23 protein-coding genes and 1 pseudogene are annotated in these 26,679 nt (G+C 44.5%); 6 read left to right on the top strand and 18 right to left on the bottom strand.

Annotated elements, in window-relative coordinates; all coding sequences use genetic code 11:
- Positions 1-58: 58 nt before the first annotated feature.
- The 9 genes from QFZ77_RS10805 to QFZ77_RS10765 form a co-directional block, all read right to left on the bottom strand.
- Positions 59-1,264, bottom strand: coding sequence for an aminotransferase class I/II-fold pyridoxal phosphate-dependent enzyme (locus tag QFZ77_RS10805; RefSeq protein WP_307439282.1), 1,206 nt, complete (start codon positions 1,262-1,264; stop codon positions 59-61).
- A 15-nt stretch (positions 1,265-1,279) separates the two neighbouring features.
- Entirely contained in the window at positions 1,280-1,771 is a 492-nt protein-coding gene (locus tag QFZ77_RS10800) for an Lrp/AsnC family transcriptional regulator (RefSeq protein WP_047677420.1), read from the bottom strand.
- Between the two features lie 178 nt (positions 1,772-1,949).
- Positions 1,950-2,246: a hypothetical protein gene (locus tag QFZ77_RS10795; RefSeq protein WP_307439279.1), complete on the bottom strand. Its 297-nt coding sequence runs from the start codon at positions 2,244-2,246 to the stop codon at positions 1,950-1,952.
- Positions 2,247-2,414: 168 nt separating this feature from the next.
- Positions 2,415-3,326: a cysteine synthase A gene (cysK, locus tag QFZ77_RS10790; protein ID WP_307449407.1), complete on the bottom strand. Its 912-nt coding sequence runs from the start codon at positions 3,324-3,326 to the stop codon at positions 2,415-2,417.
- Positions 3,327-3,408: 82 nt separating this feature from the next.
- Positions 3,409-4,722, bottom strand: coding sequence for an MFS transporter (locus QFZ77_RS10785; RefSeq protein WP_307439277.1), 1,314 nt, complete (start codon positions 4,720-4,722; stop codon positions 3,409-3,411).
- Positions 4,723-4,842: 120 nt separating this feature from the next.
- Entirely contained in the window at positions 4,843-5,343 is a 501-nt protein-coding gene (locus QFZ77_RS10780) for a hypothetical protein (RefSeq protein WP_307439275.1), read from the bottom strand.
- A 138-nt stretch (positions 5,344-5,481) separates the two neighbouring features.
- Positions 5,482-5,901: a DUF350 domain-containing protein gene (locus tag QFZ77_RS10775; RefSeq protein WP_029194077.1), complete on the bottom strand. Its 420-nt coding sequence runs from the start codon at positions 5,899-5,901 to the stop codon at positions 5,482-5,484.
- A 79-nt stretch (positions 5,902-5,980) separates the two neighbouring features.
- Complete coding sequence (locus QFZ77_RS10770; RefSeq protein WP_307439272.1) at positions 5,981-6,661, bottom strand: PspA/IM30 family protein; 681 nt, start codon at positions 6,659-6,661, stop codon at positions 5,981-5,983.
- 143 nt (positions 6,662-6,804) lie between these two features.
- On the bottom strand, positions 6,805-9,165 hold the full coding sequence (locus QFZ77_RS10765) for an endonuclease MutS2 (protein ID WP_307439270.1): 2,361 nt from the start codon (positions 9,163-9,165) through the stop codon (positions 6,805-6,807).
- A 245-nt stretch (positions 9,166-9,410) separates the two neighbouring features.
- Here QFZ77_RS10765 and QFZ77_RS10760 point away from each other — a divergent pair, with 245 nt between their 5' ends.
- Both QFZ77_RS10760 and QFZ77_RS10755 read left to right on the top strand, forming a co-directional pair.
- Positions 9,411-9,776 (top strand): phage holin family protein, encoded by a 366-nt coding sequence (locus QFZ77_RS10760; RefSeq protein ID WP_307439268.1) that lies wholly within the window; start codon positions 9,411-9,413, stop codon positions 9,774-9,776.
- A 184-nt stretch (positions 9,777-9,960) separates the two neighbouring features.
- The gene (locus QFZ77_RS10755; RefSeq protein WP_307439265.1) at positions 9,961-10,347 is read left to right on the top strand and encodes a cupredoxin domain-containing protein; all 387 of its coding nucleotides are present in this window, start codon (positions 9,961-9,963) and stop codon (positions 10,345-10,347) included.
- A gap of 264 nt (positions 10,348-10,611) precedes the next feature.
- Here QFZ77_RS10755 and QFZ77_RS10750 read toward each other — a convergent pair whose 3' ends face one another.
- The 5 genes from QFZ77_RS10750 to pheS all read right to left on the bottom strand — a co-directional run bounded on the left by QFZ77_RS10750 (position 10,612) and on the right by pheS (position 17,655).
- A complete protein-coding gene (locus QFZ77_RS10750) occupies positions 10,612-11,217 on the bottom strand; it encodes a transposase (protein ID WP_307439263.1) in 606 nt (201 codons plus the stop codon).
- 862 nt (positions 11,218-12,079) lie between these two features.
- Complete coding sequence (locus tag QFZ77_RS10745) at positions 12,080-12,634, bottom strand: CvpA family protein (RefSeq protein ID WP_307439261.1); 555 nt, start codon at positions 12,632-12,634, stop codon at positions 12,080-12,082.
- A gap of 6 nt (positions 12,635-12,640) precedes the next feature.
- Positions 12,641-14,047 carry a cell division protein ZapA gene (locus tag QFZ77_RS10740; RefSeq protein ID WP_307439259.1) on the bottom strand — a complete coding sequence of 469 codons (1,407 nt, stop codon included), beginning with the start codon at positions 14,045-14,047 and terminating at the stop codon, positions 12,641-12,643.
- Between the two features lie 94 nt (positions 14,048-14,141).
- Positions 14,142-16,595, bottom strand: a complete 2,454-nt coding sequence (gene pheT, locus QFZ77_RS10735; RefSeq protein WP_307439258.1) for a phenylalanine--tRNA ligase subunit beta — start codon at positions 16,593-16,595, stop codon at positions 14,142-14,144.
- Positions 16,596-16,620: 25 nt separating this feature from the next.
- Positions 16,621-17,655 carry a phenylalanine--tRNA ligase subunit alpha gene (pheS, locus tag QFZ77_RS10730; protein ID WP_307439256.1) on the bottom strand — a complete coding sequence of 345 codons (1,035 nt, stop codon included), beginning with the start codon at positions 17,653-17,655 and terminating at the stop codon, positions 16,621-16,623.
- 524 nt (positions 17,656-18,179) lie between these two features.
- On the opposite strand from pheS, the gene QFZ77_RS10725 reads away from it, so the two are divergent.
- The 4 genes and pseudogenes from QFZ77_RS10725 to glsA all read left to right on the top strand — a co-directional run bounded on the left by QFZ77_RS10725 (position 18,180) and on the right by glsA (position 22,306).
- Positions 18,180-18,608 (top strand): MarR family winged helix-turn-helix transcriptional regulator, encoded by a 429-nt coding sequence (locus QFZ77_RS10725; RefSeq protein ID WP_307439254.1) that lies wholly within the window; start codon positions 18,180-18,182, stop codon positions 18,606-18,608.
- Between the two features lie 125 nt (positions 18,609-18,733).
- Positions 18,734-20,292: pseudogene (locus QFZ77_RS10720) on the top strand (MDR family MFS transporter).
- Positions 20,293-20,405: 113 nt separating this feature from the next.
- Positions 20,406-21,326, top strand: a complete 921-nt coding sequence (locus QFZ77_RS10715; protein ID WP_307439251.1) for an aldo/keto reductase — start codon at positions 20,406-20,408, stop codon at positions 21,324-21,326.
- Between the two features lie 26 nt (positions 21,327-21,352).
- Positions 21,353-22,306, top strand: a complete 954-nt coding sequence (gene glsA, locus QFZ77_RS10710) for a glutaminase A (RefSeq protein WP_307439249.1) — start codon at positions 21,353-21,355, stop codon at positions 22,304-22,306.
- Positions 22,307-22,587: 281 nt separating this feature from the next.
- Here the strand turns inward: glsA and QFZ77_RS10705 are convergent, their stop codons facing one another.
- The 4 genes from QFZ77_RS10705 to QFZ77_RS10690 all read right to left on the bottom strand — a co-directional run bounded on the left by QFZ77_RS10705 (position 22,588) and on the right by QFZ77_RS10690 (position 26,623).
- Complete coding sequence (locus tag QFZ77_RS10705; protein WP_307439247.1) at positions 22,588-23,619, bottom strand: glycoside hydrolase family 76 protein; 1,032 nt, start codon at positions 23,617-23,619, stop codon at positions 22,588-22,590.
- 64 nt (positions 23,620-23,683) lie between these two features.
- Positions 23,684-24,865, bottom strand: coding sequence for a glycoside hydrolase family 76 protein (locus QFZ77_RS10700; RefSeq protein ID WP_307439245.1), 1,182 nt, complete (start codon positions 24,863-24,865; stop codon positions 23,684-23,686).
- 30 nt (positions 24,866-24,895) lie between these two features.
- Positions 24,896-25,732: a carbohydrate ABC transporter permease gene (locus QFZ77_RS10695; RefSeq protein WP_307449403.1), complete on the bottom strand. Its 837-nt coding sequence runs from the start codon at positions 25,730-25,732 to the stop codon at positions 24,896-24,898.
- 45 nt (positions 25,733-25,777) lie between these two features.
- The gene (locus QFZ77_RS10690) at positions 25,778-26,623 is read right to left on the bottom strand and encodes a carbohydrate ABC transporter permease (protein WP_084160062.1); all 846 of its coding nucleotides are present in this window, start codon (positions 26,621-26,623) and stop codon (positions 25,778-25,780) included.
- Between the last annotated feature and the right edge of the window lie 56 nt (positions 26,624-26,679).

The raw sequence follows: 26,679 nt of genomic DNA, 5'->3' as shown, positions 1-26,679 counted from the left end.
CCTTACTACAAGAATACCAGTTTTCATCAATAATGAACATATTTATTTACGTTATACATTACAATTTTCTCATGAAATTTCCAATTCTCTCTAATGCTTCATTTAGTTGAGAAACACTATAGGCATATGAACAACGTAAAAAGCCTTCTCCACCTAAACCAAACACATCTCCAGGCACGGCAGCAACCTTTGACTCAAATAATAGTCGCTGCGCAAACTCTTCTGACGTTAATCCTGTAGCGACAATACTTGGAAATGCATAGAAAGCGCCTTGCGGCTCATGACATTCAAGACCAATATCTCGGAACCCTTTTACAATCAGACGTCTGCGCTGATTATAGGACTCGATCATCCGATCTTTCTCTTCCAAACCATTCGTCAACGCTTCGTGAGCAGCAACTTGACCCATGACTGGTGCGCACATCACGGTATATTGATGAATTTTGGTCATCGCCGAAATCAGCTCCTGGTGACCGCAGGCATATCCCATCCGCCAGCCTGTCATAGCAAAAGCTTTGGAGAAACCGCTAACTAAGATTGTCCGGTCTTTCATTCCTGGAATAGCAGCGAAGCTCACGTGCTTCTGACCATAAGTCAGCTCCGCATATATTTCATCGGAAATGACAATAAGATCGTTCTCTTCAATGACTTTGGCAATCGGAAGCCAATCCTCATAGGTCATAATACCGCCTGTTGGATTGCTAGGATAGCAGAGAATTAATATTTTGGAGCGTGGCGTAATCGCGTCGCGAAGTGCTTTCTCAGTCAGCTTGAACTGGTCCCTCGCGAAGGTCTCGATCCCAACAGGTACGCCGCCGCTTATGCTCGTGATTGGGGAATACGAAATATAACAAGGTTCAGGTATAAGAATCTCGTCGCCAGGCGTTATCAAAGCTCGGAGAGCTAAGTCAATCGCTTCACTGCCGCCAACCGTAACAAGGACTTCATTCGATGGCTCATATTTCACTTTAAAAGACGTATGAAGGTAATCGGCAATCGCTTCACGAAGCTCAGGTATACCTGAGTTTGGCGTGTATTTCGTTCTACCGCGTTCCAAGGAATGCACAGCTGCTTCACGAACATGCCAAGGTGTTGAGAAATCCGGTTCCCCTACACCAAGAGAAATAATATCTTCCTTGCTGTTACTCACTAAATCAAAAAACTTCCGAATACCTGAAGGCTTCATTTCACGTACGGCAGGAGCGAGGTAGTCCTGCATCGATTTTACCTTGTTCTGCTGGATCGTTATCTCATCTTTGATCATGGCGTTCCCTCTTCTTTACGGCGAAACGAGCATTCGGTGATCGTCTTCCTGATCCTCGAATATAATGCCGTCTTGTTTGTATTTTTTTAATATAAAATTCGTCTTTGTTGAAAGTACACGATCGATCGGCGAGAGCTTGTTGGACACGAAAGAAGCGACTTGTTTGAGGGAACTTCCCTCAATTTCTACAAGTAAATCATAAGCGCCAGACATGAGATAAACCGATTTGACTTCTGGATATAAATAGATCCGTTCCGCGATAGCATCAAACCCGTGTCCGCGTTCCGGCGTAATTTGCACTTCAATTAGGGCGGTAACCTTTTCGTCATCCACTTTACTCCAGTTAACTACTGTCGCGTATTTGACGATGACCTTATCCGCTTCCATCTCGCTTATCGCTCGCGCCACCTCGGCCTCCGCCGTTCCTAGCATAGTGGCGATCAAGTCCGCACTCCTGCGGGCATCTTCCTTCAGTAGTTCGAGAATTTTAAGCTTCAAAGCATCCATGGTTAAACCTACCTTTCTGAAATCTGATTCGTTCATCCTTTAATCTTACAATGAATTGCTGTCCTAATTCAATTACTGAGCTTGTTTTAGAGCGGAATATTTTTGTATAACCGAAATTTCCACCCCACAAAAAGGAAAAAGGCCACTCGGATCTCCGAATAGCCTCTGCTTACCAGCATCAGGATTGGCCGTGAATCAAACTAACCTTCAATTCGGCCTGCAGCAATTTGTTCATCATGGTTTCAATTTCACGATGCTCATACGTAGGACGCACATGGACATGACATTCTCCCGCCATACAACCGATTCCGACAAGTTTATTCTCATCATAAACCGAGATAACGTGCTCCGATTGGAAATCGTTCCAATTCACAGTCGCTTGAGCTCCAAATGTTATGCATTCTTCTGTATATGTCTGTATAAATTCCTGAAATTGACCTTCTTCAGGAAGCGCGTTAATATAGGCTAATTTCACAGTATTTCCACCTTTCACTTTAAACCATCTCACACTTATAATTATACTCAATTATGTATTTTTATTCAACACCTTCAATATTTTTTTTATTAAGAAAACATATAGAACGGCCCATCCGAATCATTTAGATCCGGTGGGCCGCTTATATTTGCTAATTTATTCATAAGTTTAATCAAAAATATCCATACTCAAATATCTTTCGCCCGTATCCGGTGCAATACAGAGCACTCTCTTACTCGCGCCTAACTTACGGGCAACCTGCATACCTGTCCACACCGAGGCTCCAGCCGAAGGTCCTACAAGAATGCCTTCTTTGCTGGCCAGATCTTTCATGGTTCGGATCGCATCTTCGTCAGTCACCTGTACGATCTGATCGTATATGCTTGTGTTCAGAATTGCAGGAACGAAGCCTGGACTCGTACCAACGAGTTTATGCGGACCTGGGCTTCCTCCAGACAGAACCGGTGAACCCTTCGGCTCTACCACATAGATCTGAATATCCGGCAGCTTCGCCTGGAGCACCTCGCCTGTTCCGGTGATCGTTCCGCCCGTACCTGAGGTAGCAACGAATGCATCCAGACGCCCTTCCATTTGCTCCAGAATTTCAGGAGCAGTTGTCGTCCGATGAATGCTTGGATTCGCCGGATTCTCGAACTGCTGTGGGATATAGCTGCCAGGTATCTGATCCCGCAGCTCCTTCGCTTTCTCAATCGCTCCCGGCATCCGCAGCGCGGCGGGAGTGAGAACGACCTCTGCGCCGTATGCCTTGAGCAGATTAATTCGTTCTTTGGTCATGTTGTCCGGCATGATTAGAATGGCTTTATAGCCTCTGGCTGCCGCATTCATGGCAAGTCCAATGCCTGTATTACCGCTCGTCGGCTCGATAATCGTAGCGCCAGGACGAAGCAGTCCATCTTTCTCCGCCTGCTCGATTAAATTAAACGCTGCGCGGTCTTTAACACTGCCGCTTGGATTGAAGTATTCAAGCTTCACGTAGAGCTCCGCATCATCCGGACCTACTAATCGATTAATTCGTACGGCCGGAGTATCACCAATCAGCTCTGTGATACTATTCACCATTTTTTTATGTGTCAAGGGTTACCCCCTCCTCTTCCCAACAAACAATCTATACCCACATTTTTATCGGGAAGTACCAAAGATGTCAAGGTCTAATTACTGCTAACTGCTTCCTCATAAAGAACCAGCTGACCAGCGATGAGCTGCCAATGATCAATAACAGTACGTTTATCACAAGCGGCGCCTTACTCCACGAAATGACACAAATGAATAAGAGCACACCGCAAACACGCCCCACATTGAGTGAAAGCTCACGAAGCACAATGTACTCCTCCCGCTGTTTAGCACTGGCTTCATTTGAACCAATAAGATCAAATACAGTCGACACCATAGGCACCGAATACATCGGATAGAAAAGCGAAGCTCCTATGCCGAAAATAAGTAAAGTGCTATACCCCATTTTCCAGAAAAAAGGAATAATAACGGCAACGATCATAGCAGCGCCAATCAGCATACTGATCCTACGAAAATGCGGCTTAATAAATCGTCCCGCCGCCCAGAAACTCACTAAGGATACCGCAGAAGTAATCAGTACAAATTTACCTAAGCTCGCTTCACTTGATGTGGCTATGTAGACGAGGAGTGCAATCATGAAGCCAAAGACCCCTTCTCGAACTCCTTGAAATACCAAGGCTAAGCAAACGCGCTTCCAGGGTGTTTCAGCTTGCCTTAAACAACGAAAAGGAAACAACCATTCGTAGGTACCTTGTAATTTCCGTTTTTTCAAAAAGAAGCTGATAATCACGCCTAGCAAAAAGATACCTAATGAGATGGAAAAAATTAACCGATATCCAGCGCCATCTCCCAAACTAACAATTAGTAAACCGGAGATCCATGGTGCAACTATTCCTGCGCCAGAACCTAATAGTCCCACCCAACCATTGAACCGATCTCGATTATCAGGATCCGTCACCTCAAAATACACAACGTTAAACGCAATCCAGAATAAGCCGGCTGATATTCCCTGGACCATACCTAACCAAACAAAATAGTGAAAACTGTTTACTCCAAGCCACAAAACCAGCATATAAAAGCCCGCGGAAACTGCTACGCCAAGCCGTAAGCAGTTCATTTTATTGTGTTCCTTCACCCATTTTCCTGCTAACCAGAAGGTCAGCGCCATTGTCAAATGCGTCGTTAACGTAAACCAACCGATTAAAGCGTAGTCATTTTTGGCCTTCCATAAATACACACCAACGAAAGTTCCCGACAAAGCATTTGCACTGCCAAACAACGTATGAACAATGAGCAAAAGAATCGCCTGAGCATCTAGCCGGCCTTTCTTCTGTGAACCCTTAACTTCGATAGCTCCACTTCCACGATCTTCAAAATAATTGCTTCTAGTGGCATCTATTACCCTACTTGGTTGAACAAACTGCTTACTCTGATCCTTTTGCATACTCCTCCTCACCTTTCCCCATAGATCGAAATAACTCTTGTTAAGCTTCCCCAATCGAGTGAAAATATGAGGCTTGACATATAAAAAAAACCGAATCCATAAAGGACTCGGTTTCATCTGCTACTCCGATTTAATACGTTCAACCATAAGTAGTCGATCTGTATCAGATAAGATTTTCTCCACCTTAAAGCAAGACGGACATACAAAGACATTCGAAGTAAAGGGACCTGTTAGGAAAGCACTTCCTAAAGTTTTGGGAATAACAGGCGTGAAAGAGGAGCCACTCGTGACCTCAGTACCTGCAAACAACAACAGTTCATGACAGCTTGAGCACTCGGGTGCCTCTTCTTGTTCGTCAGTAATATGCTGAACTTTTTCTCCGTATTTATCGAGAGGTTCATCCGAATCATCCCAAGCCAATGATAAATCTTCATCTGAATCGGCATATTCTTGTTCATCAAAGCGGAGCGGTTGACCTGTTTGTTTCACCTTTAAATCAATGCTTCTATAATCGTTCAGTTCATTAAAACAGTGTGGACATTCATCTTCTGGTCCAATTTCCGGATCCCAAACAATCTCCGTTTGGCACCAGGGACAAACTATTTCCTCATTGGCACTCATTACGTAATCCTCCAACCTAATGCATTCATGCATATTTCAATAAATAATAAACCCCTGCCGCCATAAATACAAATGCAATGGCAAACAAAGTGCCCCACAGGTATTTCATTGTTCATGCCTCCAAGATTATGTATGATTCTAAGTTACACAAGCTCCGACCACGTAGGAAAGGGAGACAGAAAGCGTCAAGGACAAGAAACCTACAGCGCGATTATCTTTTTTGATTTCTTCATCGATTTTGAAATAAGGCGTCAAGAATTCAAAAATGAAGTAGGCAACCAGCAAAAGCAAGAAACCGTACCCTGCCCAGATGAGGGAATGAATCATCGTGTCATTGTTTAGGATAGCGAATCGGAACAGATTACAAATCCCAAAAATCTTCCCACCTGTAGCCATCGCTACAGATAAGTTGCCTTTTTTGATCTCAGCCCAGTCATCATATTTGGTGACCATTTCGAAAATCGTTAGAAATACAACAAGCGCGATTACAGCAACTGCAAAAAAGGCAAGCGTCGATAAATATGGGTTACTTAGCAATACATCCACCTCTTCGTTCATATCGTCTCCTGCCTTCCTTCGCGAAAGATAGAAGAGACTGAGTTTGACTCAGTCTCTCGCAGGTACTATTAGTATATCATTAGGATTGTTTTTTTTCAGCAAGCTTTGCTCTCATAGCGGCCAACTCATCATCAATTCCGCTGCTGCTTCCGCCAAGTCCGTCAAGCTCATCATCTAAGCTGCGGTTTTTAGCACGAATTTCACCGCTTGCTTGCGCTTCAGCTTCCATTTGAAGCACTTTTTCGCTCATACGGTCAAAACCTTTAGCTGCATTGTCCGTACCAAAACCAGACATCGCTTGATTGATTTGCTTTTGAGCTTTTGCTGTTTCAGCACGAGCAATCAACAAATCCTTCTTGTTCTTCATTTTGTTGAACTCGTCTTTCATTTCCGTCAATTGGCTGCGAAGTTGATCTGCATTCGTTTTCGCAAGATCATATTGGCGTTTCAATTCATCGTAACGTCCTTGGTGCTCTTTCTTGTCTTCCAAAGCGCGGCGAGCAAGGTCTTCATTGCCTGATTCAAGAGCTTTCATAGCTTGCTCAGTACGTTTAGTGACCATCTCTTCGGATTCTTCAAACTGAAGCTTGAATTTCTTCTCAATTGCGATTTGCTTAGCTACTGCAGCCTCAGCCTCCATGATATCTTCTTCCATGTCACGCAGAAACTGATTTAACATCTTAATAGGATCTTCTGCTTTATCCAACAAGTCATTTACCGAAGCCATTGTCATATCACGAAGTCTTTTAAAAATTCCCATTTTTGAATTCCTCCTAAGGTTTATAAACATGTATTTTAAAATTAGGGTATTGCGATTGCTAATTTTTTAATCACCGGTGCTTACACATATTACATACGCAGTCCCATAGAATGAGTTTCAAAAAGATGAAAAATTTAAAAAAGTTATTTCAATTCGACGATTGTAACTCCTGCTCCGCCTTCGTTGTAGTTCCCCATGCGGTAGCTCTTCACATGTTTATGACGGCGCAAGTATTCCTGCATTCCAGTACGCAGCACACCTGTTCCTTTGCCATGAATTAAGTACACTTGACCTAAGTTGCCCAAGAAAGATTCATCAAGGAATCGATCAGCCTCTATTAGAGCATCCTCCATGTTGAGGCCGCGCATATCCAGTTCCATCCGGATGTTATCATCCCGTGTTCTTTTGACGGTTGTAGCTACCTGATGAACTGGCTTTTTCTGTGCCGTGCTGCCGATCTTCTCGAGATTCGTCAACTCGACTTTCATTTTCATAATTCCCAATTGCACCGTTGCTTCTGTGGCGCTAACAATATCAACGACGTGACCCTTCTGACCCAGGGTCACGACACGCACTTCATCCCCGGCCTCGATTCTCTCAGGCCGCTTCTTCGCCGCGCGAACCTGCTTCTCGCGCAGCTCCGGCGCCGCCTGATCGAGGCGGCGCTTCGCTTCTACCAGCCGGTGATCCTTGACCCCACCGGCTTCCTCCTGCGCCATGCGCCGCAGCTCTGCGATGATTTCATCTGCCTCGCGACGCGCCTTGGCGACAGCCTCACGCGCGTCGCGTTCGGCCTTCTCGAGCAGTTTATCGCGCTGCTCGTCGAACTTGGCTTGCTGAGCCTCCAACGTTAGGCGCATCTCTTCCGCCTCTCGTCGCATCCTCTCAGCGCTTTGGCGCTCAGCTTCCGCAATTAAGCGGTTCTCCTCAAGCGACGCGATCATTGATTCAACGCGCTTATCCTCTTCGCCCACCTGCGTACGTGCATGCTCAATAATGCGCTTAGATAAGCCCAGACGCTCTGCAATCGCAAACGCATTACTTCGACCTGGAACACCTACTAACAAGCGGTAAGTCGGACTTAGCGATTGTATATCAAATTCCATGCTTGCATTAATGGTGCCTTGCTTTTGATAGGCATACGCCTTTAACTCCGAATAGTGCGTCGTTGCAATGATTCGGCAACCGATTTGATGAATATAATCCAAAATCGAGATTGCTAAAGCCGAACCTTCAGCAGGATCGGTACCTGCTCCAAGTTCATCCAGTAAAACCAAGCTTTTTGGTGTCATATCTCTTAAAATACTTATGATATTCGTCATATGACTCGAAAAAGTACTTAAATTCTGCTCGATGCTCTGTTCATCACCAATATCCGCATAAATCGCATCGAACACACATAACTGACTGCCTTCCTCAGCTGGTACAAACAACCCTGACATCGCCATTAAGCTAAGGAGTCCCACTGTTTTGAGGGAGACTGTTTTACCACCTGTATTTGGCCCGGTCACAATTATTTGTGAGTAATCATTGCCCAACTCCAAATCAAGCGGCACTACGGAATCAGCCGCGATAAGCGGATGCCGGCCTCGCTTAATTTTAATGAAGCCCCGATCATTTATTCTAGGCATTGTAGCTTTCAGTTCCCTAGCTAGACCAGCCTTAGCAAAAGTAAAATCAAGCTCAGCCAATTGATCCACATCCAACACAAGTAAATCCACTTGTTCAGCAACGAGCTCTGTTAGTGCGCGTAAAATCTTCTCAATTTCAACTTCTTCCTTAAACTTTAATTCACGAATTTTGTTATTTAATTGTACAATAGCATCTGGCTCAATATATAGCGTCGCACCCGATGCTGACTGATCATGAATCATCCCGCCAAAGCTGGATCGATACTCCGATTTAACAGGGATTACAAAACGGTCGTTACGAATGGTGATCAATACGTCCTGTAACATTTTCTGAACTGATGCATTGCGAAGCATTTGTTCTAACTTTTCGCGGACTCTTCCTTCACCTGTGCGTAATTCGCTTCGCACACGTCCCAGTTCAGGGCTCGCACCGTCAACAACAACAGCATTCTCATCAATACAACTATTAATTTTATCTTCTAATGGCTTATTTTCTGTGAGTAATTCAACCTGCCCTTTGAGCATCGGAATCGTGTATTCCTCATGAACCGCGAGAACAAACCGCTTTAACCTGCGTGTACCGAACATTGTCGTCGAAATATCCAGAAGCTCCGCGGGATTTAACATTCCGCCAATTCTAACTCGGTGCAATGAAGATCTAATATCACGAATCCCACCAAAAGGGGCATTCCCCTTCAATCGCTCTACATTCACAGCCTCATCAGTTGCTTGCAACCGAAGCTTGACGAGTTCAAAATCACCCTTAGGTTCAAGCTTTTCCACGGCATCCTTACCCAGCGAAGTAGACGCGTGATAAGCTAGTTTATGTAAAATCTTCTGATAATCTAATGTTTTAATTATTTTCTTATTCAACTATCCCAACCTCATTTCTCTACCCAATATTATAAACCAAAACAAGCATGATTAGCTACGGAGACAATCGTTTTATGGAAGATGCTGCCTACCATAATATTCACTCGATTTGGATACACTAAGCTGTGCACCTATCCTCCTGCCAAAAGGAATTGCAAGATTTAGACACACCAAGCATTGTTTGCAAAAAATCACTTCTTGTCATGAGAACTTATTCTCATCACAAAAAGAAGGAGGTTCACGAGATGCATCTTCTCGGACATCTGGTAAGGTTTATTGTTTCTGCTTTGGTTTTAATGTTTGTCAGCTGGTTAGTTCCAGGGTTTCAAGTCGGCGGTTTCTGGAGCGCATTTTTTCTAGCTTTGGTCATTGCTGTTGCTGCTTGGATCATTGAAGGGATCTTCGGCAAACAAATCACTCCCTTTGGCAGGGGAATCATAGGCTTTCTGGTGAGCGCGCTTGTCATTTGGGCCGCCCAGTTTGTCGTGAGTAATGTTTCTACGAGCATAATAGGTGCCGTTTTAGCTGCTTTAGTCATCGGAATCATCGACCTATTCATCCCTGTGAAAACCCCTTTTGAACAAGGGATCACAGGAAAAGATCGTCGATAACAACCTATCAGTTTCGATAACTGATAACCATGCTAAAGCCCAAAAAAGATCGGTCTGCCGCGTATTCACTCGCCGGACCGATCTTTTCTATGTTAACAATCTCATTCACTAGTTTGTCACTGTTTTTTTGGAAGAGGTCGTGTACAATGATGAAGGAAACCAATACAATTTCGGAGGGGTATACATGAAGAAATTACTCGTTCTTTTTATGGGAATAGTCTTAGTCATTGCGATAGCCGCTTGTGGAAACAAAGATACGAAATCAGCACAGTCATCTACTTCTCCCGCTGCTACTACACAAGCCGCAGGCCAGCAAGTTTTATTGAAAGCCACTAACTTCAAATTTGACCAATCCGAATATCGTGTCAAAAAAGGAGAGCCCGTTACAATTACGCTTGATAATGCTCAAGGCGTTCATGGTGCATCCATTAAAGAATTCAAAATAAACCTCGATAACAGCAACAAAACAGTTACCTTTACGCCAGATAAAGCGGGTACTTTCCCAATTAACTGTTCCATCATGTGTGGCAGTGGTCACGCTAATATGAAAACAACATTAATTGTTGAATAGTTTAAGTCATCAGTTCATAAGTCCTTATCGCGGCAATATAGCGGTAAGGCTTTTTTATACGGATGATGGTATGGCATTTCCTCTGATTTCCTTCAAAATTCCTCTCTTTACCATTAATCAACAACAACAACAACAGCGATGGAATAGAGCTAGAGATCTTAACGGTAAAGTAACCACCAGCTCTAAATATGAATGGTGTACTCGTTTAAGCAGCAAGTTCATTCATGTTTTCATAAGTGACATTAACAGACATCAACGTTTATGTCAAAGCACTTGATAATACCTTAAAAAAACAGGAAATAAATAAACAGATAAGAAAGCATCCATCCACTTTCTAAACAAAACATCTTCAACATACTTTATGCTCTTGGAATTTGTGAACATAAACGTACAAAAGTTGGTGTTGATCTTTCGAGAGTTAAAAGTTGTATGCTTCCTTTTATTTTGGCTGGACTCTACTTTTTGTTTACGCTTCCTGTCCGCACTTGAACCCATGCGTGAATATTGTTTATATAAAGCTAGTTGTAGCTTCTCCAGCATCAACTTAGAAGTTCGATAATTCACTCCAAGCAAGCCCGCAAACGCTGTAATCGAATAAGTTTGGCGATCCTGGATCAATACTCGTATAGCTTTGAACCACAGCATCAAGGAAAGCTTAGATTTATGCATAACCGTTCCAGCGGTTAACGAAATTTGCGTGCGGCATTCTTTACACTCCAATAAATTGCGAGTCTTCACTATATAAAATAAATGATAATCACAATTCGGACAACAAAACCCACTTGCCCAACGTCTTTTCATCAAAAATCTTACACAATCTTCCTCTGTGTTGAAAGTGTCAACCAACGATTCAAATAAATATGTATCCAAGAATTAACCCCTCTCAATGTTTAATGCGAGTTTAAATAATTTCCTATATTTGTATTATACAGAACATTTGTTTGTATGTAAAGAATTTATGTTTCCGAGATTAATATCATGAATATTTATTTTCTGTAGTATCTACAAAGCAAATATCAAATCAAGTATCGACTATTCAATATCATTAATTTTAAACTTTAGTTTTGGAACTTTGTAAGCAGTAGTTCTGTCAGGTTTGGTTTGGTTCGGTTCTGTTCGGTTCGGTTTGGTTTGTTCTGGTCTGGTCTGGTCTGTTTGGTTTGGTCTCGGTGAGTGACAAAGAATGTTTTAAGGCTTCAGTAAAGTTTTTTGATGATTGTAGATACTACAGAAAACATAATTTCAGAAGATATCGGTTCGATTGATGGTATTTTCGCAATTATAGGGTTTGCTGTTCAGGCCATGTCGCAAAGGTTACTGGTTTTTGATTTCACCTCTGAAAAGTAGTTTTATTAGATGTTCCAAGCCTCAATTTCTGGAATAATGTTTGCGAAGCTCGCGTTGTCGGTGTGGTTGTCGTTGTCGGTGTGGTCGTGGTTGTGGTCGCGGTCGTGATGTCGTTGTCATTGTCGGTTGTTGTGGTTGTGGTTGTGGTTGTGGTTGTGGTTTTGTAGTTGTCATAGGTCGGTTGTCGGTTGTCGTTATCATTGTTGTGGTGTCGTTGTCATTGTCGGTTTTGGTTATGGTATTTCGTCACTTTGTAATACTACAGAACTCATATATTTAGTGGATGTAAGTTGGGGAGTGCTGGTACTGGTACTGGTACTGCTAGTGAGCTACGTTGTGGAACTGATAAAAGCTGCCCTTTCTATATAAGAAAAGTAGGCAGCTTCTATAAGGGGATTCCATGTTTCCAGAGTTCTTGGAGTTTTCCTGCTATATTAGGTAATTCGTTAATTAAATATGGAGCTATGGTTGAGCTTGAGAGCAGTTTTTGAAGTCCATCTGAGGGCATGATGGTGATAACATTGACGGCTATTATGATGATCAAAAGTGCTTCTGCTAAGCCCAACAATGCGCCACTCCAACGGTTGATGAAGTTTAGGCCAGGAGTTTTTGCTAGAATATTAAGTGCTCTGCCTACGATGACTAGTGCGAATTTTACGCCAAAAAACAATATAGCAAAGGCTAAAGCGTTCAGGATATAGGTATCCAGATTAAGGCCTTTTACGATAAATTCGTATTTTTGGTAATTTTGATAGGTAGGCAGTGAAACTGCGTTTCGAAGCAGAGGGGCAAAATCCCTGTAAAAATAAAATGCAACGAGGTAGGCAAGAACAAAACCTGAGAGCGAAACAATCTGGGCAATAAATCCTCTAAAGTAACCAAGCAACAGACCCAAAGCTACTATCGACAACATGACATAGTCTAATGTATTCAGTGTCACTGTGGATTACCTGCCAGGGCTATCTGTTTCTACAAGCTCGATCCACTCATTGTATTCATTCTGCAGTTTAGCATATTCCTCGCGCAGTTCTTTATACTCTTCTTTGATGTTTTGAAGTTCTTTTTGCTGAGCCTCATCGTTCAAACTTTGTTGCATTAATTCTTCTTTTTCTCTGCGGGCCTGGGCTAAAATCCGTTCTTTTTGTTCTTCAAAATGTTGAGCAAGGGCACTTCGTTCTAATTGCTGCTGCTCTAGTAAAGCATCAATTTGGGCTTGATATTGTGTAATAATGGTTGATTTTTGGTCTTCAAGCTGTTGAATAATGTTTGTTTGTCGTTCTTGGAATTCCCCAACTAGATTGCCTTTATCTTGCTCGAAACGTAGAACCTTAGCATCAGCCTCGTCCTGATAAAGGGCGGTGAGTGTTTCTATTTCCTCTTGGTGCGCGGTTGTGAGAGTTTCTATTTCTTCTTGATGTTGGTTCGTAATTGTATCTATTCTCTCTTGAAGTTGGTTTTTGATAGTTTCAAGTTCCGTTTGATGTTGGATTGTGATGTTTTCAAGTTCCTCTTGATGTTGATTAACGAGTGTTTCCTTTTCCGTTAGATGCTGATTCGAAAGCTTAAAGATCTCTTCTTGATGTTGCATGTTTATGATTTCTTTGTCCTGCAGATGTTGCTGCATTAATGCTTCTTTGTCTTGTTGATATTGCTGATGTAACATTTCTTTGTCTTGCAAGTGGATTTCTGAGAGGGACTGTTTTTCGACTCTGTGTTGTTCGTTCAGCTTTTGAAGCTGATGTGCTTTTTGTTGTTTCTCTTGTTCGAATTGTTGCTTTGTTTGTTGGTGTTGTTGTTTTTCTTGGTCTAGCTGTTGTCTTACTTGTATTTGTTGACGTTTTTCCTGCTCTAGCTGTTGTTTGACTTGTTCTAGTTGTTGCTTGGCTTGCTCTTGCTGTTGTTTAGCTTGTTGTAGTTGTTGCCTCAATTGCTCTTGTTCTTGTTTTGCTTTCTGCACTTCTTGTTTCATTTGCTCATGCGCTTGGTTACTTTGTACTAGCTGAGCATTTTGTTCACTTATGGATGTCTGTTGTTGCTCGTATTCTTGTTTTAAATCGTTAAAGTTTACGATTAATTTATCATAGGCAGCTTTGGTCGCTTCTTGGTCCTTTTGGGCTTTGGTTAGTTCCTCCATGATTTCGTTCATACGGAAGCACTCATCAGCCATGTTCACGGCAGCTAGAACGGCGATTTTCTGTGAATCTAGCCGCGGATAGCCCTTTGCAATACGAAACATTTGGTCGTTCACGTATTCAGCTACTCGCTTCATGTAATTGGTGCTGGTGCTTGCTTTTAATTTGTATTGGTGTCCATATATATCAACGGTAATCCTCGTTTTATCTTCAGCGTTCACTTTTTTATATCCTCCCTTAGATGAAAGGCTGGCCCTATCGAGTGTAATTTCGATAAGACCAGCCTGTTTTCCTGCAACTTAAATGAAAGTTACACTATTTTCTTAACTCTGCCTCATATTGTTGTTCCAGGGTTTGAACAACTTTGGCATGGAGCTCTGTTACTTCTTCATCCTGCAGTGTTCTCTCTGCGTGACGGTATACTAAGGCAATGGCTACACTTTTGCGATTTGCGCCTAAACGTTCTCCTGTATAGATATCGAATACTTGAATAGATTCCAACAAGTCTCCGGCAACTTCGGTGATGGTTTGCTCCATTAGACCTACTGGTACACTAGCGTTAACTACTACAGCAAGATCGCGCCCAATGGACGGATAACGCGGCAGCAATTTATATACAATTGCATCTCCAGCAGCTTCTAAGATTGGGGAAAGCTCAACCTCAAGTACGTAAGTGTCATCAAGATCACGCTGCTGTTGGACTGTAGGATGCAGTTGGCCGATTCGACCTATGACCTGCTTACCTTCAGCTGTGTTTAATAGGAGCTCAGCTGTTCTGCCCGGATGGAAACCATCTGGAGAGGCAGATTGATAGGTGAGTCCTTTAACGCCTAGGTAGCTTACAAGACGGTCAAAAACACCTTTGATATCATAAAAGTCGACAGCCTCGGACTTCTGTGCCCAATGTGCTTGACGGCGTTTGCCTGTCAATACAGTGGAGAGGAGAAGCTTCTCTTTCGGCAAAGCTGTAAGTGAAGATTGATCTGTAATGAATACTTTGCCGATTTCGAAAATAGCCACGTCATCCATCGTACGGTTACGATTATAACTAACAACGTCTAGCAGATGCGGCAGCAAGCTAGTACGAAGTTGGCTGCGATCCTCGCTCATTGGCATAGCGAGCGAGATTGGCTTTGCCGCTGGGTATAGACCCGGCAGCGAAACGGTTTGATCCGGCTGCGTGAAGGAATAAGTGATGACTTCATGCAGTCCGCTTTGAGTCAGGAGATTCCGAGTAATACGACGGATCGACTGCTCTTTGGTCAAGGAGCCGGGTGTCGTCACGCCGGTCATTAAGGTTGTCGGGATGTTGTCGTAGCCGAAAAGTCGTGCTACTTCTTCGATCAAATCGACATCCCGTGTGATGTCTCCACGGCGGCTCGGCACATGCACGAGCAGCTTGCCTTCGCCTGCCTGCTCGAATGTGAAGTGCAGGCGCTCTATGATTTGACCCATCTCGGCCAAAGAAAGTTCAGTGCCGAGATAATTGTTCACACGGTCAGCTGCAAGCTCGATGCTGACCGGTTTTTGTGAGCCCGCTACGGCTTCAACGATGCCGTCAGCGACTTGACCTGCTGCGTACTGAGCCATTAACGCAGCTGCACGGTTTAATGCCGGAAGCACCGCTTCCGGGTTCACTTCTTTCTCGAAGCGAAGACTCGCTTCAGAGCGGAGCCCTAGCTGGCGCGACGTTCGGCGTACAGAGCTGCCTGCGAACTTGGCGGATTCAAGCAAGATCCGCGTTGTGCCTTCTGTTACTTCGGAGTTAGCGCCGCCCATAACACCTGCGATCGCTACCGGCTTCGTGCCGTCCGTGATGAGCAGCATGTGCGGCTCAAGTGTACGCTCCACATCGTCGAGCGTTACGAGCTTCTCGCCAGCCTCAGCGAGGCGTACATCGATGTGGCCATTGTCCAACTGCTCAGCATCGAAAGCATGGAGCGGTTGACCGAATTCAAGCATCACGAAATTCGTGATGTCTACGATGTTGTTGATCGGGCGGATACCAGCCGCCATTAAACGGTTCTGCATCCACAGCGGAGAAGTGCCGACGCGTACGCCTTCGATAAGGCGAGCCGCGTAGTGCGAGCACTGCTCCGTCGCTGTGATCTTCACACTGATGCGATCAGCAGCTTTCACTGCGGCTGTTCCAGCCGCCCCGCGCGCTGCTTCCGCATCAGGCAGTTTGACGCCGCGTCCGAGGATCGCTGCGATCTCATAAGCAGCTCCGAGCATGCTTAAGCAATCGGAGCGGTTTGGTGTCAGATCAAGCTCTAGTACCTTGTCGTTGATAGCAAGGATATCAAGAATTGAACTGCCGATTTCGGTATCTTCAGGCAGTACTAGGATGCCTTCTTGAATTTCCTTCGGCAGCAGCTTGTCGTTCAGACCAAGCTCTTTGGCTGAACAAATCATGCCTTGTGACTCTACGCCGCGCAGCTTAGCGCGTTTGATTTGTAATCCGCCAGGCAGCACGGCTCCAATCATGGCAACAGGCACCTTTTGTCCTGCATCTATATTTTTAGCCCCGCAAACGATTTGCAAATCTTCGCCTTGTCCGGCATCAATGATACACACACTTAATTTATCTGCATCTGGGTGTTTTTCGCGTGATTTTACAAATCCAACGACTACGTTCGTTACACCCTTATTGCGATCTTCCACGATATCCACTTCGATGCCGCTTCGGGTAAGTTTTTCTGCTAATTCCTCGGCTGTGAAACCTGATACATCGACATATTCCGATAACCATTGATAAGAAACCTTCATGCTTAACCCCTCCTTTTCCTGATGCTTACAAGTGTAAGAATTGCTTTAAGAACCGCAAATCGTTCGTGTAGAAATGACGAATATCTTCAATCCCGTATTTCAGCATCGCAATGCGCTCAACGCCCATTCCGAATGCAAATCCTGTGTATTCCTTCGGGTCATATCCACCCATCTCCAGAACGCGTGGATGTACCATGCCCGCTCCAAGAATTTCTAACCATCCTGTTTGTTTGCATGTACGGCAACCAACGCCGCCACACATCGCACAACTCACGTCCACTTCTACGCTTGGCTCTGTGAATGGGAAGAAGCTTGGGCGTAAGCGAATTCTCGTCTCTTTGCCGTACATTTCTTGAACGAATTGGAGCAAGGTTCCTTTCAGATCACTCATTCGCACGTTACGGTCGATCACCAGACCCTCGATTTGGGTAAACATATGGGAATGTGTTGCATCATCGTCATCACGGCGATACACTTTGCCCGGACAAATGATTTTGATCGGAACTTCCCCTTTGCGTTTCTCCATCGTTCTAACTTGAACTGGGGAGGTTTGTGTACGCATTAGAATCTCATCCGTGATATAGAACGAGTCCTGCATATCGCGAGCTGGGTGATCCTTCGGCAGATTAAGCGCCTCAAAGTTGTAGTAGTCCTGCTCTACCTCTGGACCCTCAGCTACGGTGTACCCCATTCCAATGAAAATGTCTTCAATTTCTTGAATAACTTTGCTTAATGGATGTACGGCCCCTTGCTGTGATGGACGACCTGGCAGCGTTACGTCAATCATTTCCGCACGAAGTCTGTTCTCTGTTTCTTGTTGTTGGTACGCTGCTTGCTTCTCTTCAATAACGGTTTCGATGGCTGCACGAACGTCGTTCGCTACTTGGCCGATAAGGGGTCTTTCTTCTGCACTTAATGCGCCCATACCGCGTAACACCTCGGTTAATGGTCCTTTTTTGCCCAAATACTTAATACGTAAATCGTTCAACTCCTGCTGACTTTGTACGCCGCTTAGCTCCTGCAGCGCTTCCTGCTTTAAAGCTTCCAACCGCTCTTTCATCGAAATCCCTCCTGAATTAGGCCCCTGAATCACCCTAAATGAAAACACAAAAAAGACTTTCCGCTCCCTCACAAGGGACGAAAAGCCGTGGTACCACCCTAATTAGATTCATTCACCGGCAAATAAGCCAAATAAACGATTCTCACTTCATTTCAGATAACGGACGATGTGTCCGGTTCCTTCTAATTAGAAGCTATTGGTTAAGCTTCCGTTCAAAGGACTGCTCGGGAGCGAACTTCAGCAGCCTAATTCTCGGGGATAGCTCTCAATCATTGGCTTTCCCTCCCTGTCAAGAAGCACTGCGTACTCTTCTCCGTCAAAGCATTTTCGCGTATGTGTATCAATTATTATATGCAAGATATGCCTGATATGCAAGTGAACTAGCCTTGGGCACTGAATTTCCCTGTTGACTTCGAAACATCATCGGCGTATATTTTACTTAAACAGTTTAAATATTAATTCATATAAACATTTTATTGTTTAATGATTTTATACTTTAATTAAGTAGTAAGGAGGATTTCGATATGGAAGATGAACTGATTGCTTATACGAATCGTTTCCGCACAACATTTGAAACCGCACATCGGAAAATTAGCCACACTGTACTTAGCCAGTTAAATTCGGAGTTAACGAAGCCACAAATATTCATGTTATTCATGATTTCTAAAGAAGGCGCTCCGAAACAAACTCATCTTGCTGAGAAACTGGGCGTTAAACCAAGTGCGATCACTGTTATGATTGATCGACTTGTCCAAAGTGGGCATGTTATTCGGAAACACCATGAGACAGATCGACGGATCGTGCTGGTTGAAATAACCGAAACCGGGAAAGCCATACTCAAACAAGCGGAAGATGTCCAGAAAGAAGTGATTGCTCGTGGACTGTCACAGCTTCCCCCTGAAGAAATGCGAATTCTTGTGAGTGCTTTTGAAAAACTTACTGATTATTATTAATTTCATCTCATTAAGGAGTGGTACATTTGGAAAACATACAAAAAATAGCTTCAGAGAAATCTATAGAAGCAGCAGCACCAGAACTCAAAAATCGTGGTCTCCTGCTTACCGGACTTATTATTGCCATGCTATTTGGCGCTTTAGACGGAACAATTGTTGGAACGGCTATGCCGCGTATCGTTGGTGAATTCGGCGGTCTTGGTCTCATGGCTTGGTTGACTACTGCTTACATGTTAACATCAACGGTTGTCGTTCCAATTGCAGGTAAACTTGCTGATTTAATTGGTCGTCGTGTCATTTATGTAACAGGTTTAGTTATCTTTATCGCGGCTTCCGCCTTATGCGGGATGTCTCAAAACATGACCGAGCTGATCCTATTCCGCGGTTTGCAAGGTGTTGGCGGTGGTATTATGATGCCCATGGCGATGATTATTATCGGAGACTTATTTACAGGTAAACAACGTGCCAAATGGCAGGGCGTATTCGGTGCGATCTTCGGTTTATCATCGGTTATTGGCCCCCAAGTCGGTGGTTGGATTGTTGACGCATTGAATTGGCGTTGGGTATTCTACATCAACCTTCCTGTCGGTATCCTTGCTGTTGTCTTAATTGCAATTGCATTACCGAAGCATAAAGCAAACGGCAAAGTAAAGTTCGATATTCCGGGTATTGTCACCATGATTGTCGGGGTCGTCAGCTTACTGCTTGCATTAACTTTTGGCGGTAAAGATTTTGCTTGGTTCTCATGGCAAATTATTGGGCTTTTTGCGCTGGCCATTGTATCCTTGGTTTCCTTCGTTATTATTGAAAGTAAAGCAGATGAGCCGATCCTTCCTGTTCGGTTATTTAAAAATAGAACATTTACAACAATTAACGGTGTAGGATTCCTTATGGCTGTCGGTATGTTCGGAGCTATTATGTTCGTTCCTCTCTTCATGCAAGGCATTGTCGGTATCAGTGCTTCAGCATCAGGTACAGTGATGACGCCGCTCATGATTACAATGATTGCAGCCAGCGTTGTTTCCGGTCAATTCATTCAAAAAATCGGTGTTCGTAAGCAAATGCTTGGTGGTATGATTATTATGGCTATCGGTTTCTATTTCCTTGGCACCATGGGCATAAGCACGACGAAGTTGATCGCTTCAAGTTATATGTTGATTCTTGGTCTAGGTATGGGTCTAGTTATGCCAATCCTAACACTTGCTTTACAAGAGAGCTTTCCGAAATCCGAGCTTGGTGTCGTTACGTCATCCAGTCAATTCTTCCGTCAAATTGGCGGTACATTCGGTATGACGATTCTCGGAGCCATTATGAACCACAAGTCAACTGTGCTGTTAGAACAAGATTTAACTCCTGTTGTCAATCAGCTTCCCGCGGAAGCAAACGGGCTGGCTACAGAAATGACGGATATGATTCATACCAATCCACAAACTTTATATTCTTCCTTACTAAGTCCTGAAACCTTGGCCAAAATGCCAAAAGAATTCGTGGAGCACATGCTGCCAATTCTAAAAAATGCCCTGGTTACATCGCTTCACCAAGTGTTTATTGTAGGCTTAGTGTTCGTTTTACTTGGGGCTGTTCTGACACTGTTATTGGTAACATTAAAGTTTCTGACCGCAAATCCAAGAAATCAAATAACCAAAAAGAAAACGAAAATGAACTTTCGCCAGGAATCGCTTAATACAAAAAGGCTCTTTTCTCTAATTGGAGAGGAAAGAGCCTTTTCTTTTTGACACGAAGCAAGCTATAGCGTTTAATAAACTTGGATACCTTAAAAAAAGGAGAGTGCTCGCCATGAAATATCGCAGACTTGGTAAAACGGATTTGAAAGTTTCCATTGTAGGTGTTGGAACTTGGCAGTTCGGCGGAGAGTGGGGACTTACTTACTCACAAGCTGAAGTAGATGCTATTCTCGATCAAGCAGCCGATCTTGGTATAAATCTGATCGATACAGCAGAATGCTATGGTGACCATCTATCGGAATCTTTTATCGGTAATTACTTATCCCGCCGCAATCGCGATAACTGGATCGTGGCTACAAAATTTGGCCACCATTTCCACGATCTGTTCACCCGAACAGATGATTTCAGTTCCGAAGGCGTTATCAAACAACTGGACGATTCTCTGAAAGCTTTGCAAACGGACTACATTGACTTATATCAATTCCATTCCGGACCAGATGCTTTATTTGATAATGATGTGCTTTGGACAACTTTAGACAAACAAGTTCAAGCCGGGAAAATCCGTCATCTGGGAACATCCATTGGTAGTAATGCTAATATTCATCAAACCGACGCCTCCAGCAAGGTCAATTCCAAAGCCACTCAAGTTGTGTACAACCGCTTGGATCGAGCCCCAGAAGAGCTTGTTTTCCCTTCCTGTGTGAATCAAGATCTTGGCGTATTAGCACGTGTCCCTTTGGCTAGCGGCTATTTGAGCGGTAAATATAAGCCTGGTGCGGTATTCAGCAACACAGACGTTCGCCATCGTCATGATGCCGAGAGTGTGAAACAGAAGCTTGAGGATGTGCAGCGCATCCAAAAAGAAGAAGTTCCTGAAGGAATGGATATGGCCAAATGGGCATTAGCTTGGTGTTTGAAACATGATGCCGTTACAACGGTCATTCCAGGCTGTAAAAACCCTGAACAGGTTATTGCGAATGCAAGTGCAACGGAGCTTATCAGTGATAACCATCCACAGGCTTGGAAAGCATAAGAGAATGAGGAAGGAATGACTTCTGAATGAGTCATACACAACACGCAGAAACATGGAAACATCTCAAGGAACACTTGCCTCAGTGGGTTACGGAGAGCAAGGCACATACATCAGACGGACATGTTGCTTCCTACATTCCTGAACTTGCTAACGCTCCAGCCGATGTTTTAGGTATCTGTATTATGGATACTGAAGGAAATATCTCTGTGGCCGGCGATTCTGATTTCCGTTTTACCTTACAAAGTATTTCGAAAGTATTTACGCTAATTTTGGCCTTAATGGATAACGGTGAAGAGATTGTATTCTCCAAGGTGGGAATGGAGCCTACCGGAGACGATTTCAACTCGATGCTGAAGCTCGAACTCGTCGAGCCCGGCATCCCCTTTAACCCGCTTATCAATGCTGGGGCAATTGCGATTTCATCCTTGATTGCAGGTAGTGATCCTACGGAGCAGGTTGAACGGATTCTACATTTTTTCCGAGATATCGCTCATAATCCTTCACTTGAAATTAATCAAAGTGTGTTACGATCTGAGTCGGATACCGCACACCGGAATCGTTCATTAGCTTACTTCCTGAAAGACAACGGTGTGCTGGATAGGGACGTTGAGGACGTCCTCAACGTCTATTTCAGCCATTGTTCCGTCGAAGTGAGTTGTACCGACTTGGCTAGAATGGCCCTCGTACTAGCGCATAATGGCGTAGATCCGATTCGTAATCAACGCCTTATTCCGCGGCGATTCGTGCAGATCGCTAAGACGTTCATGTTTACCTGTGGTATGTACAACGCCTCTGGTGAATTCGCCATGAACGTTGGGCTGCCTGCCAAAAGCGGCGTGTCAGGGAGCATTTTAACGATGGTTCCCGGACAATACGGGATCGGTTTGGTCGGCCCGGCGTTGAACCGCAAAGGCAACAGCACAGCTGGCGTTCACCTTTTGGGTACGCTGTCGCAGGAATTTGATTGGAGCTTATTTTAGATACAGTAGAGTTTAAATAATACTAAAAAGAACCTTCCCATTCGGTTGGGATAGGTTCTTTCGCTTTTTTTGATATATAGGAAAAATGCTTGATTAGTTTAACGGAATTAACTGGTCGTCATATTATCCGCTGCCGATAAAGGCCATTGAATCACGTCTTCACCGTCCGCCAATGAGGCGCTTTTGTCAGCCATAGTCTTACCGCCCTTCGTTAAAACTAGTCGCTATGAATACGCTTTCATTTTTACAAAATTTCACCTCTCTTCAGCTCCAATTTGTCTCTACTTCGTTTGAAGTGATGCATACGCCTCCAGTAATATAACGCCGCTTAGCATAACACTTAGCTGAATGGAACCTTCAGGGGGCTTTCTCCAATCTGTACCGACACGTCCGATGCCGTCTAGGCCATGCTCCATTAGCATGATCGCATTTTGTTCAATAATCTCAGCTGGCAGCTCAAATTCGGGGTAAATATCCACCAACCTCAGCAGGTACCTGATCAGTATTCCTTTAAATAAACCTGTATCGTCGATTCCTTCATCGGGCAGCATCCCCGTAGCACTGTCGCACAATCGGCTCTTCACCGCAATTACCGTGCGGCAGGCACCCTCTAGATAAGTTGAATCCCTTGTGCAGGTGTATAATTCGAGTCCTGCCCCAATGAAGACGCCCTGACAATAAGTAAACTGCCAGTCCCTATCTATTTTCTCGTCCCCGAGCCGATTGATGCCATCCCACACGAACCCGTCAGCGGGATCGGTTAACATCCTTTTGTTCCAATCATAGATTTCTTGCGCCCACGCCAGATCAGCCTCATCGCCAAATCGTTGAAATAAGCGTGCAGCTAGGATAGCCGCTGGAGCGTTAGCTGGCGTGTTTTTGTAATCGAGCTGATTTTTTCGCCAAGCAATCCCTCCGCCCATATACGCATTCCATCCACCTCGGATGTCTTCCCACAAGTCGGCAACACTCTCCCGGTACATCTGAGCACCAGTCATGTCGTAAGCCCTTAGCCAAGCCAGAGCCATCCACTGCATATCATCATAATACTGATGGCGAAACGTTCCTCCGTTAGAGCGAAGAATGCCGTGGAACAGCTGCTCTAATCGGTTCAAATAGTCCACATTGCCGTTTCGCGCGTAGCCGTCAAGTAATACATCCGCAGCATGTGCTTGCCACCAATAATAGTAATTTTCGTCAGGGCGATTGACTGTTAAACTGTCGTCCCATTGATTCATAATCTGTATATCTGGATTCCAATAAAGCTTGTGCAAAGTCGTTTGCAGTTGTTCTGCCATCGCTGCCGCATTCATCTATCCCTCGACTCCTCTGTATTGAAAATAAAGGGACAGATTTTCGGCTGCCCCTGTTCTTAATTTATTCGTTCTGTTTCAGCAATCCTTGCTTCTCCAGCGTAGCCATACGCTCCAGCAGCATAACGCCGCTCAGATTCACGCTCAAATCCTCAGCAGGCTCAGGTGTTGCCGCCCATGATTTACTGAACATTACGCGCTGCTCATCTCTCCCGTACTTCCAGAGACTGTCTGCATTCGTTACAAGAAGCTCAAGCGACTCCTTCTGACCAGGGTCCGCAAGAACGAGCTCCGCCAAATAACGGACGTATATCCCTTTGAACAAGCCGCCGTCTCCATTGCTTTCACTTGGCAGCATGCCTGTTGCCGGACTGGCCAGCCTGATCTTGGAAGCATGTGCCGTCCGGGCTGCATCGGTCAGATAGCTCTTGTCCCCAGTCGCCTGATACAGCGCTACCCCTGCTCCGATGTAAACACCTTGGCAATAAGAGAATTCCCAACCCTTATCAATCTTGCCGTCTCCCTCTCGGTTTTTCCCATCCCAGACGAAGCCCGTGTCCGGATCAACGAGATTGGCTTTCTGCCAATCGTAAATCTTTTTCGCCCAAGCTAGATCCTCCGACTTGCCGAACTGCTTATATAATCTAGCAGCTAGAATGACTGCTGGAGCATTCGCCGGCGTATTCTTATAATCAAGCTGCGGCTTGCGCCATGCAATGCCCCCGCCTTGCTCTTCGTTCCAGCCCGTCTTAATATCTTCCCAAAGCTCAATCGCGGCTTCCTTGTATTTCTCCTCGCCTGTAGCGTTATAAGCACGGAGCCAAGCTAAAGCCAACCATTCCATATCATCGTAGAAATCATTCGGCAATACGCCGCCATTGCGGTCCAAAATCCCCTGATACATGTTCGCCAGGTATCCCTTATACGCCGCATCGCCCGTTCTCGCATAAGCGTCCACCAGCGTATCTACACCATGCGCTTGCCACCAATAATGGAACTTCTCATTGCATAGATCGTTGCAAGGCGACAAATTATCGAATAAGTTCAACTTTCCATTCCAATATTGCTTTAGCAGACCGGCTTGCGCAAGATCCGCACGCTGCTCCCAGGTTTCTCTATTTGTGCTCACTTGCACATCGGTCATCTTATTGTTATTGTCCATTGTCTCCACTCCCCAGCTAGCAGCCATGATGATGCCTATCCCAACAATCATCAGGGCTATGATCATTTTTAATCGAATTGTCAATTCGCTTCACCTATCTGTCCGACTTGCGTACTATCCTTTCGTTCCTGTAAAAGCGATTCCTTGCACAAAATACTTCTGCAGCAGCAGGAACAAGATCAGGATCGGCACTACCGCAATTAAAGCACCTGCCATCAACGGGCCGAAGTCGACCTGTTTGTTATAAGTAAAAGCAGCTAAGCCTAGCTGAATCGTTTTCTTGGCAGGGTCGTTAAGCATAATGAGCGGGCCGAGAAAGCTGTTCCAGCCTGCTTGAAAGGTAAATATGCCGAGTGTAGCCAACGCCGGCTTCGCGAGTGGAATATAAATGTTCCAAAAGATACGAAGCTCCCCGCTGCCTTCAATTCGAGCCACTTCTTGCAAATCACTAGGTAAAGAGACGAAAAATTGCCTCATAAAAAATACCGCAAAGGATCCCGACGCTCCTGGCAAAATAATCGCCCAAAATGAATTGAGCAAGCCATTGCCGCCACCGCCCAGCCAATCATTTCCTCCCAGGAAAGGAATGTGCTTCAGCACAAAAAATTGCGGGATCATCGTCACAACACCAGGTATCATCATGGCAGCGAGCAGAATTTTGAACATCGTATCTCTTCCACGGAAATGAAGCTTAGCGAAGGCATAACCGCTTAAAGAGCCAAATAGCAAGTTGAAGAGCACTCCCATGAACGCAAGGTAAAAGGAATTCCAAAAATACAGACCAAATGGAACGAGCTCAAACGCCTTGCGATAATGCTCCAACGTTATGCTAGAAGGAATCCATTGAATCGGCAGCATGAAAATCTCTTCATCCGGACGGATGGAAGTGATAAGACTCCATACAAACGGGACGACCATGACGATGCAGACGGCGATGGAAATGATATACATGATTGTCGTTTGCCAATAGGTTTGTTGTTTCACTTTCCATCCCTCCTAGATCACGGATTCCTCTTTGTTTAGTCTCATATTAATGAGCGAAAATACTAAAATAATGATAGACAGCGCAAACGCCATAGCATCGGCATAGCCCATTTGGAGCTGGTTGAAGCCCTGCTGATAAATGTGATACACCGTTGTTTTCGTTGAGTTGGCAGGACCGCCTTTGGTCAATACGAACGCCTGGTCAAATAACTGCAGCGCACCAATAATGGCCATTGTACTTACAAAAAAGGTGGTTGGCCTTAACACTGGCCAAGTAATATAGCGAAAGGACTGCCAAGCATTAGCTCCATCCAGCTTTGCGGATTCATACAGATGATCGGGAACCCCATTAAGTCCCGCTAAATAAATGATCATGTTCGATCCAACGGACTGCCACAAGGTCACTAACACAATGGACAGCATGGCGTAGGGCATTTCAGCCAACCATGAAGGTCCTGTGATTCCGAACTTGCTCAGGATATCGTTCACGAGTCCGAACTCTGGGTTTAGCAGCCATATCCAAACCGTGGCCGCAGCAACGCCAGAGGTTAACGTTGGCAAATACCCAGCTGTACGAAACAGCTTTACGCCGAAGCGGCTGCGCATAAACAGCAAGGCCATCGATAAAGAAATGGCAATATTCAGCGGAATATAAAGGACAGAGTAAAACAAAACGTTCTTCAGCGTCGTCCAAAAGATATTATCCTCGGCCAACCGCTTGTAATTATCCAATCCAACGAAATCATTTTTACTCACAATGTCATAATTCGTGAAGCTTAGATAGAATGCCATGATGACCGGAATGATCGTAAAAATAATAAATAGCAAAATCGTTGGCGTAATAAAGAGATAACCCATCCTAGCTTGATGTCGACCCAGCTTGGTTATCGATGCCAAGAGAATTCCCCCTTCCA

It is taken from the genome of Paenibacillus sp. V4I3, from assembly GCF_030817215.1.
Classification (GTDB): Bacteria; Bacillota; Bacilli; order Paenibacillales; family NBRC-103111; genus Paenibacillus_E.
The sequence above is the reverse complement of the archived record's forward strand: the minus strand, read 5'-3'. Positions and strand labels throughout refer to the sequence as shown.

What these genes read in the sequence shown, in the direction of transcription:
- QFZ77_RS10695 (WP_307449403.1), bottom strand. Translation starts at nt 25,732, where the DNA reads ATGTATATCATTTCCATCGCCGTCTGCATCGTCATGGTCGTCCCGTTT.
- QFZ77_RS10780 (WP_307439275.1), bottom strand. Translation starts at nt 5,343, where the DNA reads ATGAGTGCCAATGAGGAAATAGTTTGTCCCTGGTGCCAAACGGAGATT.
- QFZ77_RS10755 (WP_307439265.1), top strand. Translation starts at nt 9,961, where the DNA reads ATGAAGAAATTACTCGTTCTTTTTATGGGAATAGTCTTAGTCATTGCG.
- QFZ77_RS10690 (WP_084160062.1), bottom strand. Translation starts at nt 26,623, where the DNA reads ATGGGTTATCTCTTTATTACGCCAACGATTTTGCTATTTATTATTTTT.
- QFZ77_RS10725 (WP_307439254.1), top strand. Translation starts at nt 18,180, where the DNA reads ATGGAAGATGAACTGATTGCTTATACGAATCGTTTCCGCACAACATTT.
- QFZ77_RS10785 (WP_307439277.1), bottom strand. Translation starts at nt 4,722, where the DNA reads ATGCAAAAGGATCAGAGTAAGCAGTTTGTTCAACCAAGTAGGGTAATA.
- QFZ77_RS10770 (WP_307439272.1), bottom strand. Translation starts at nt 6,661, where the DNA reads ATGGGAATTTTTAAAAGACTTCGTGATATGACAATGGCTTCGGTAAAT.
- pheS (WP_307439256.1), bottom strand. Translation starts at nt 17,655, where the DNA reads ATGAAAGAGCGGTTGGAAGCTTTAAAGCAGGAAGCGCTGCAGGAGCTA.
- QFZ77_RS10775 (WP_029194077.1), bottom strand. Translation starts at nt 5,901, where the DNA reads ATGAACGAAGAGGTGGATGTATTGCTAAGTAACCCATATTTATCGACG.
- cysK (WP_307449407.1), bottom strand. Translation starts at nt 3,326, where the DNA reads ATGGTGAATAGTATCACAGAGCTGATTGGTGATACTCCGGCCGTACGA.
- QFZ77_RS10760 (WP_307439268.1), top strand. Translation starts at nt 9,411, where the DNA reads ATGCATCTTCTCGGACATCTGGTAAGGTTTATTGTTTCTGCTTTGGTT.
- glsA (WP_307439249.1), top strand. Translation starts at nt 21,353, where the DNA reads ATGAGTCATACACAACACGCAGAAACATGGAAACATCTCAAGGAACAC.
- QFZ77_RS10805 (WP_307439282.1), bottom strand. Translation starts at nt 1,264, where the DNA reads ATGATCAAAGATGAGATAACGATCCAGCAGAACAAGGTAAAATCGATG.
- pheT (WP_307439258.1), bottom strand. Translation starts at nt 16,595, where the DNA reads ATGAAGGTTTCTTATCAATGGTTATCGGAATATGTCGATGTATCAGGT.
- QFZ77_RS10715 (WP_307439251.1), top strand. Translation starts at nt 20,406, where the DNA reads ATGAAATATCGCAGACTTGGTAAAACGGATTTGAAAGTTTCCATTGTA.
- QFZ77_RS10705 (WP_307439247.1), bottom strand. Translation starts at nt 23,619, where the DNA reads ATGAATGCGGCAGCGATGGCAGAACAACTGCAAACGACTTTGCACAAG.
- QFZ77_RS10800 (WP_047677420.1), bottom strand. Translation starts at nt 1,771, where the DNA reads ATGGATGCTTTGAAGCTTAAAATTCTCGAACTACTGAAGGAAGATGCC.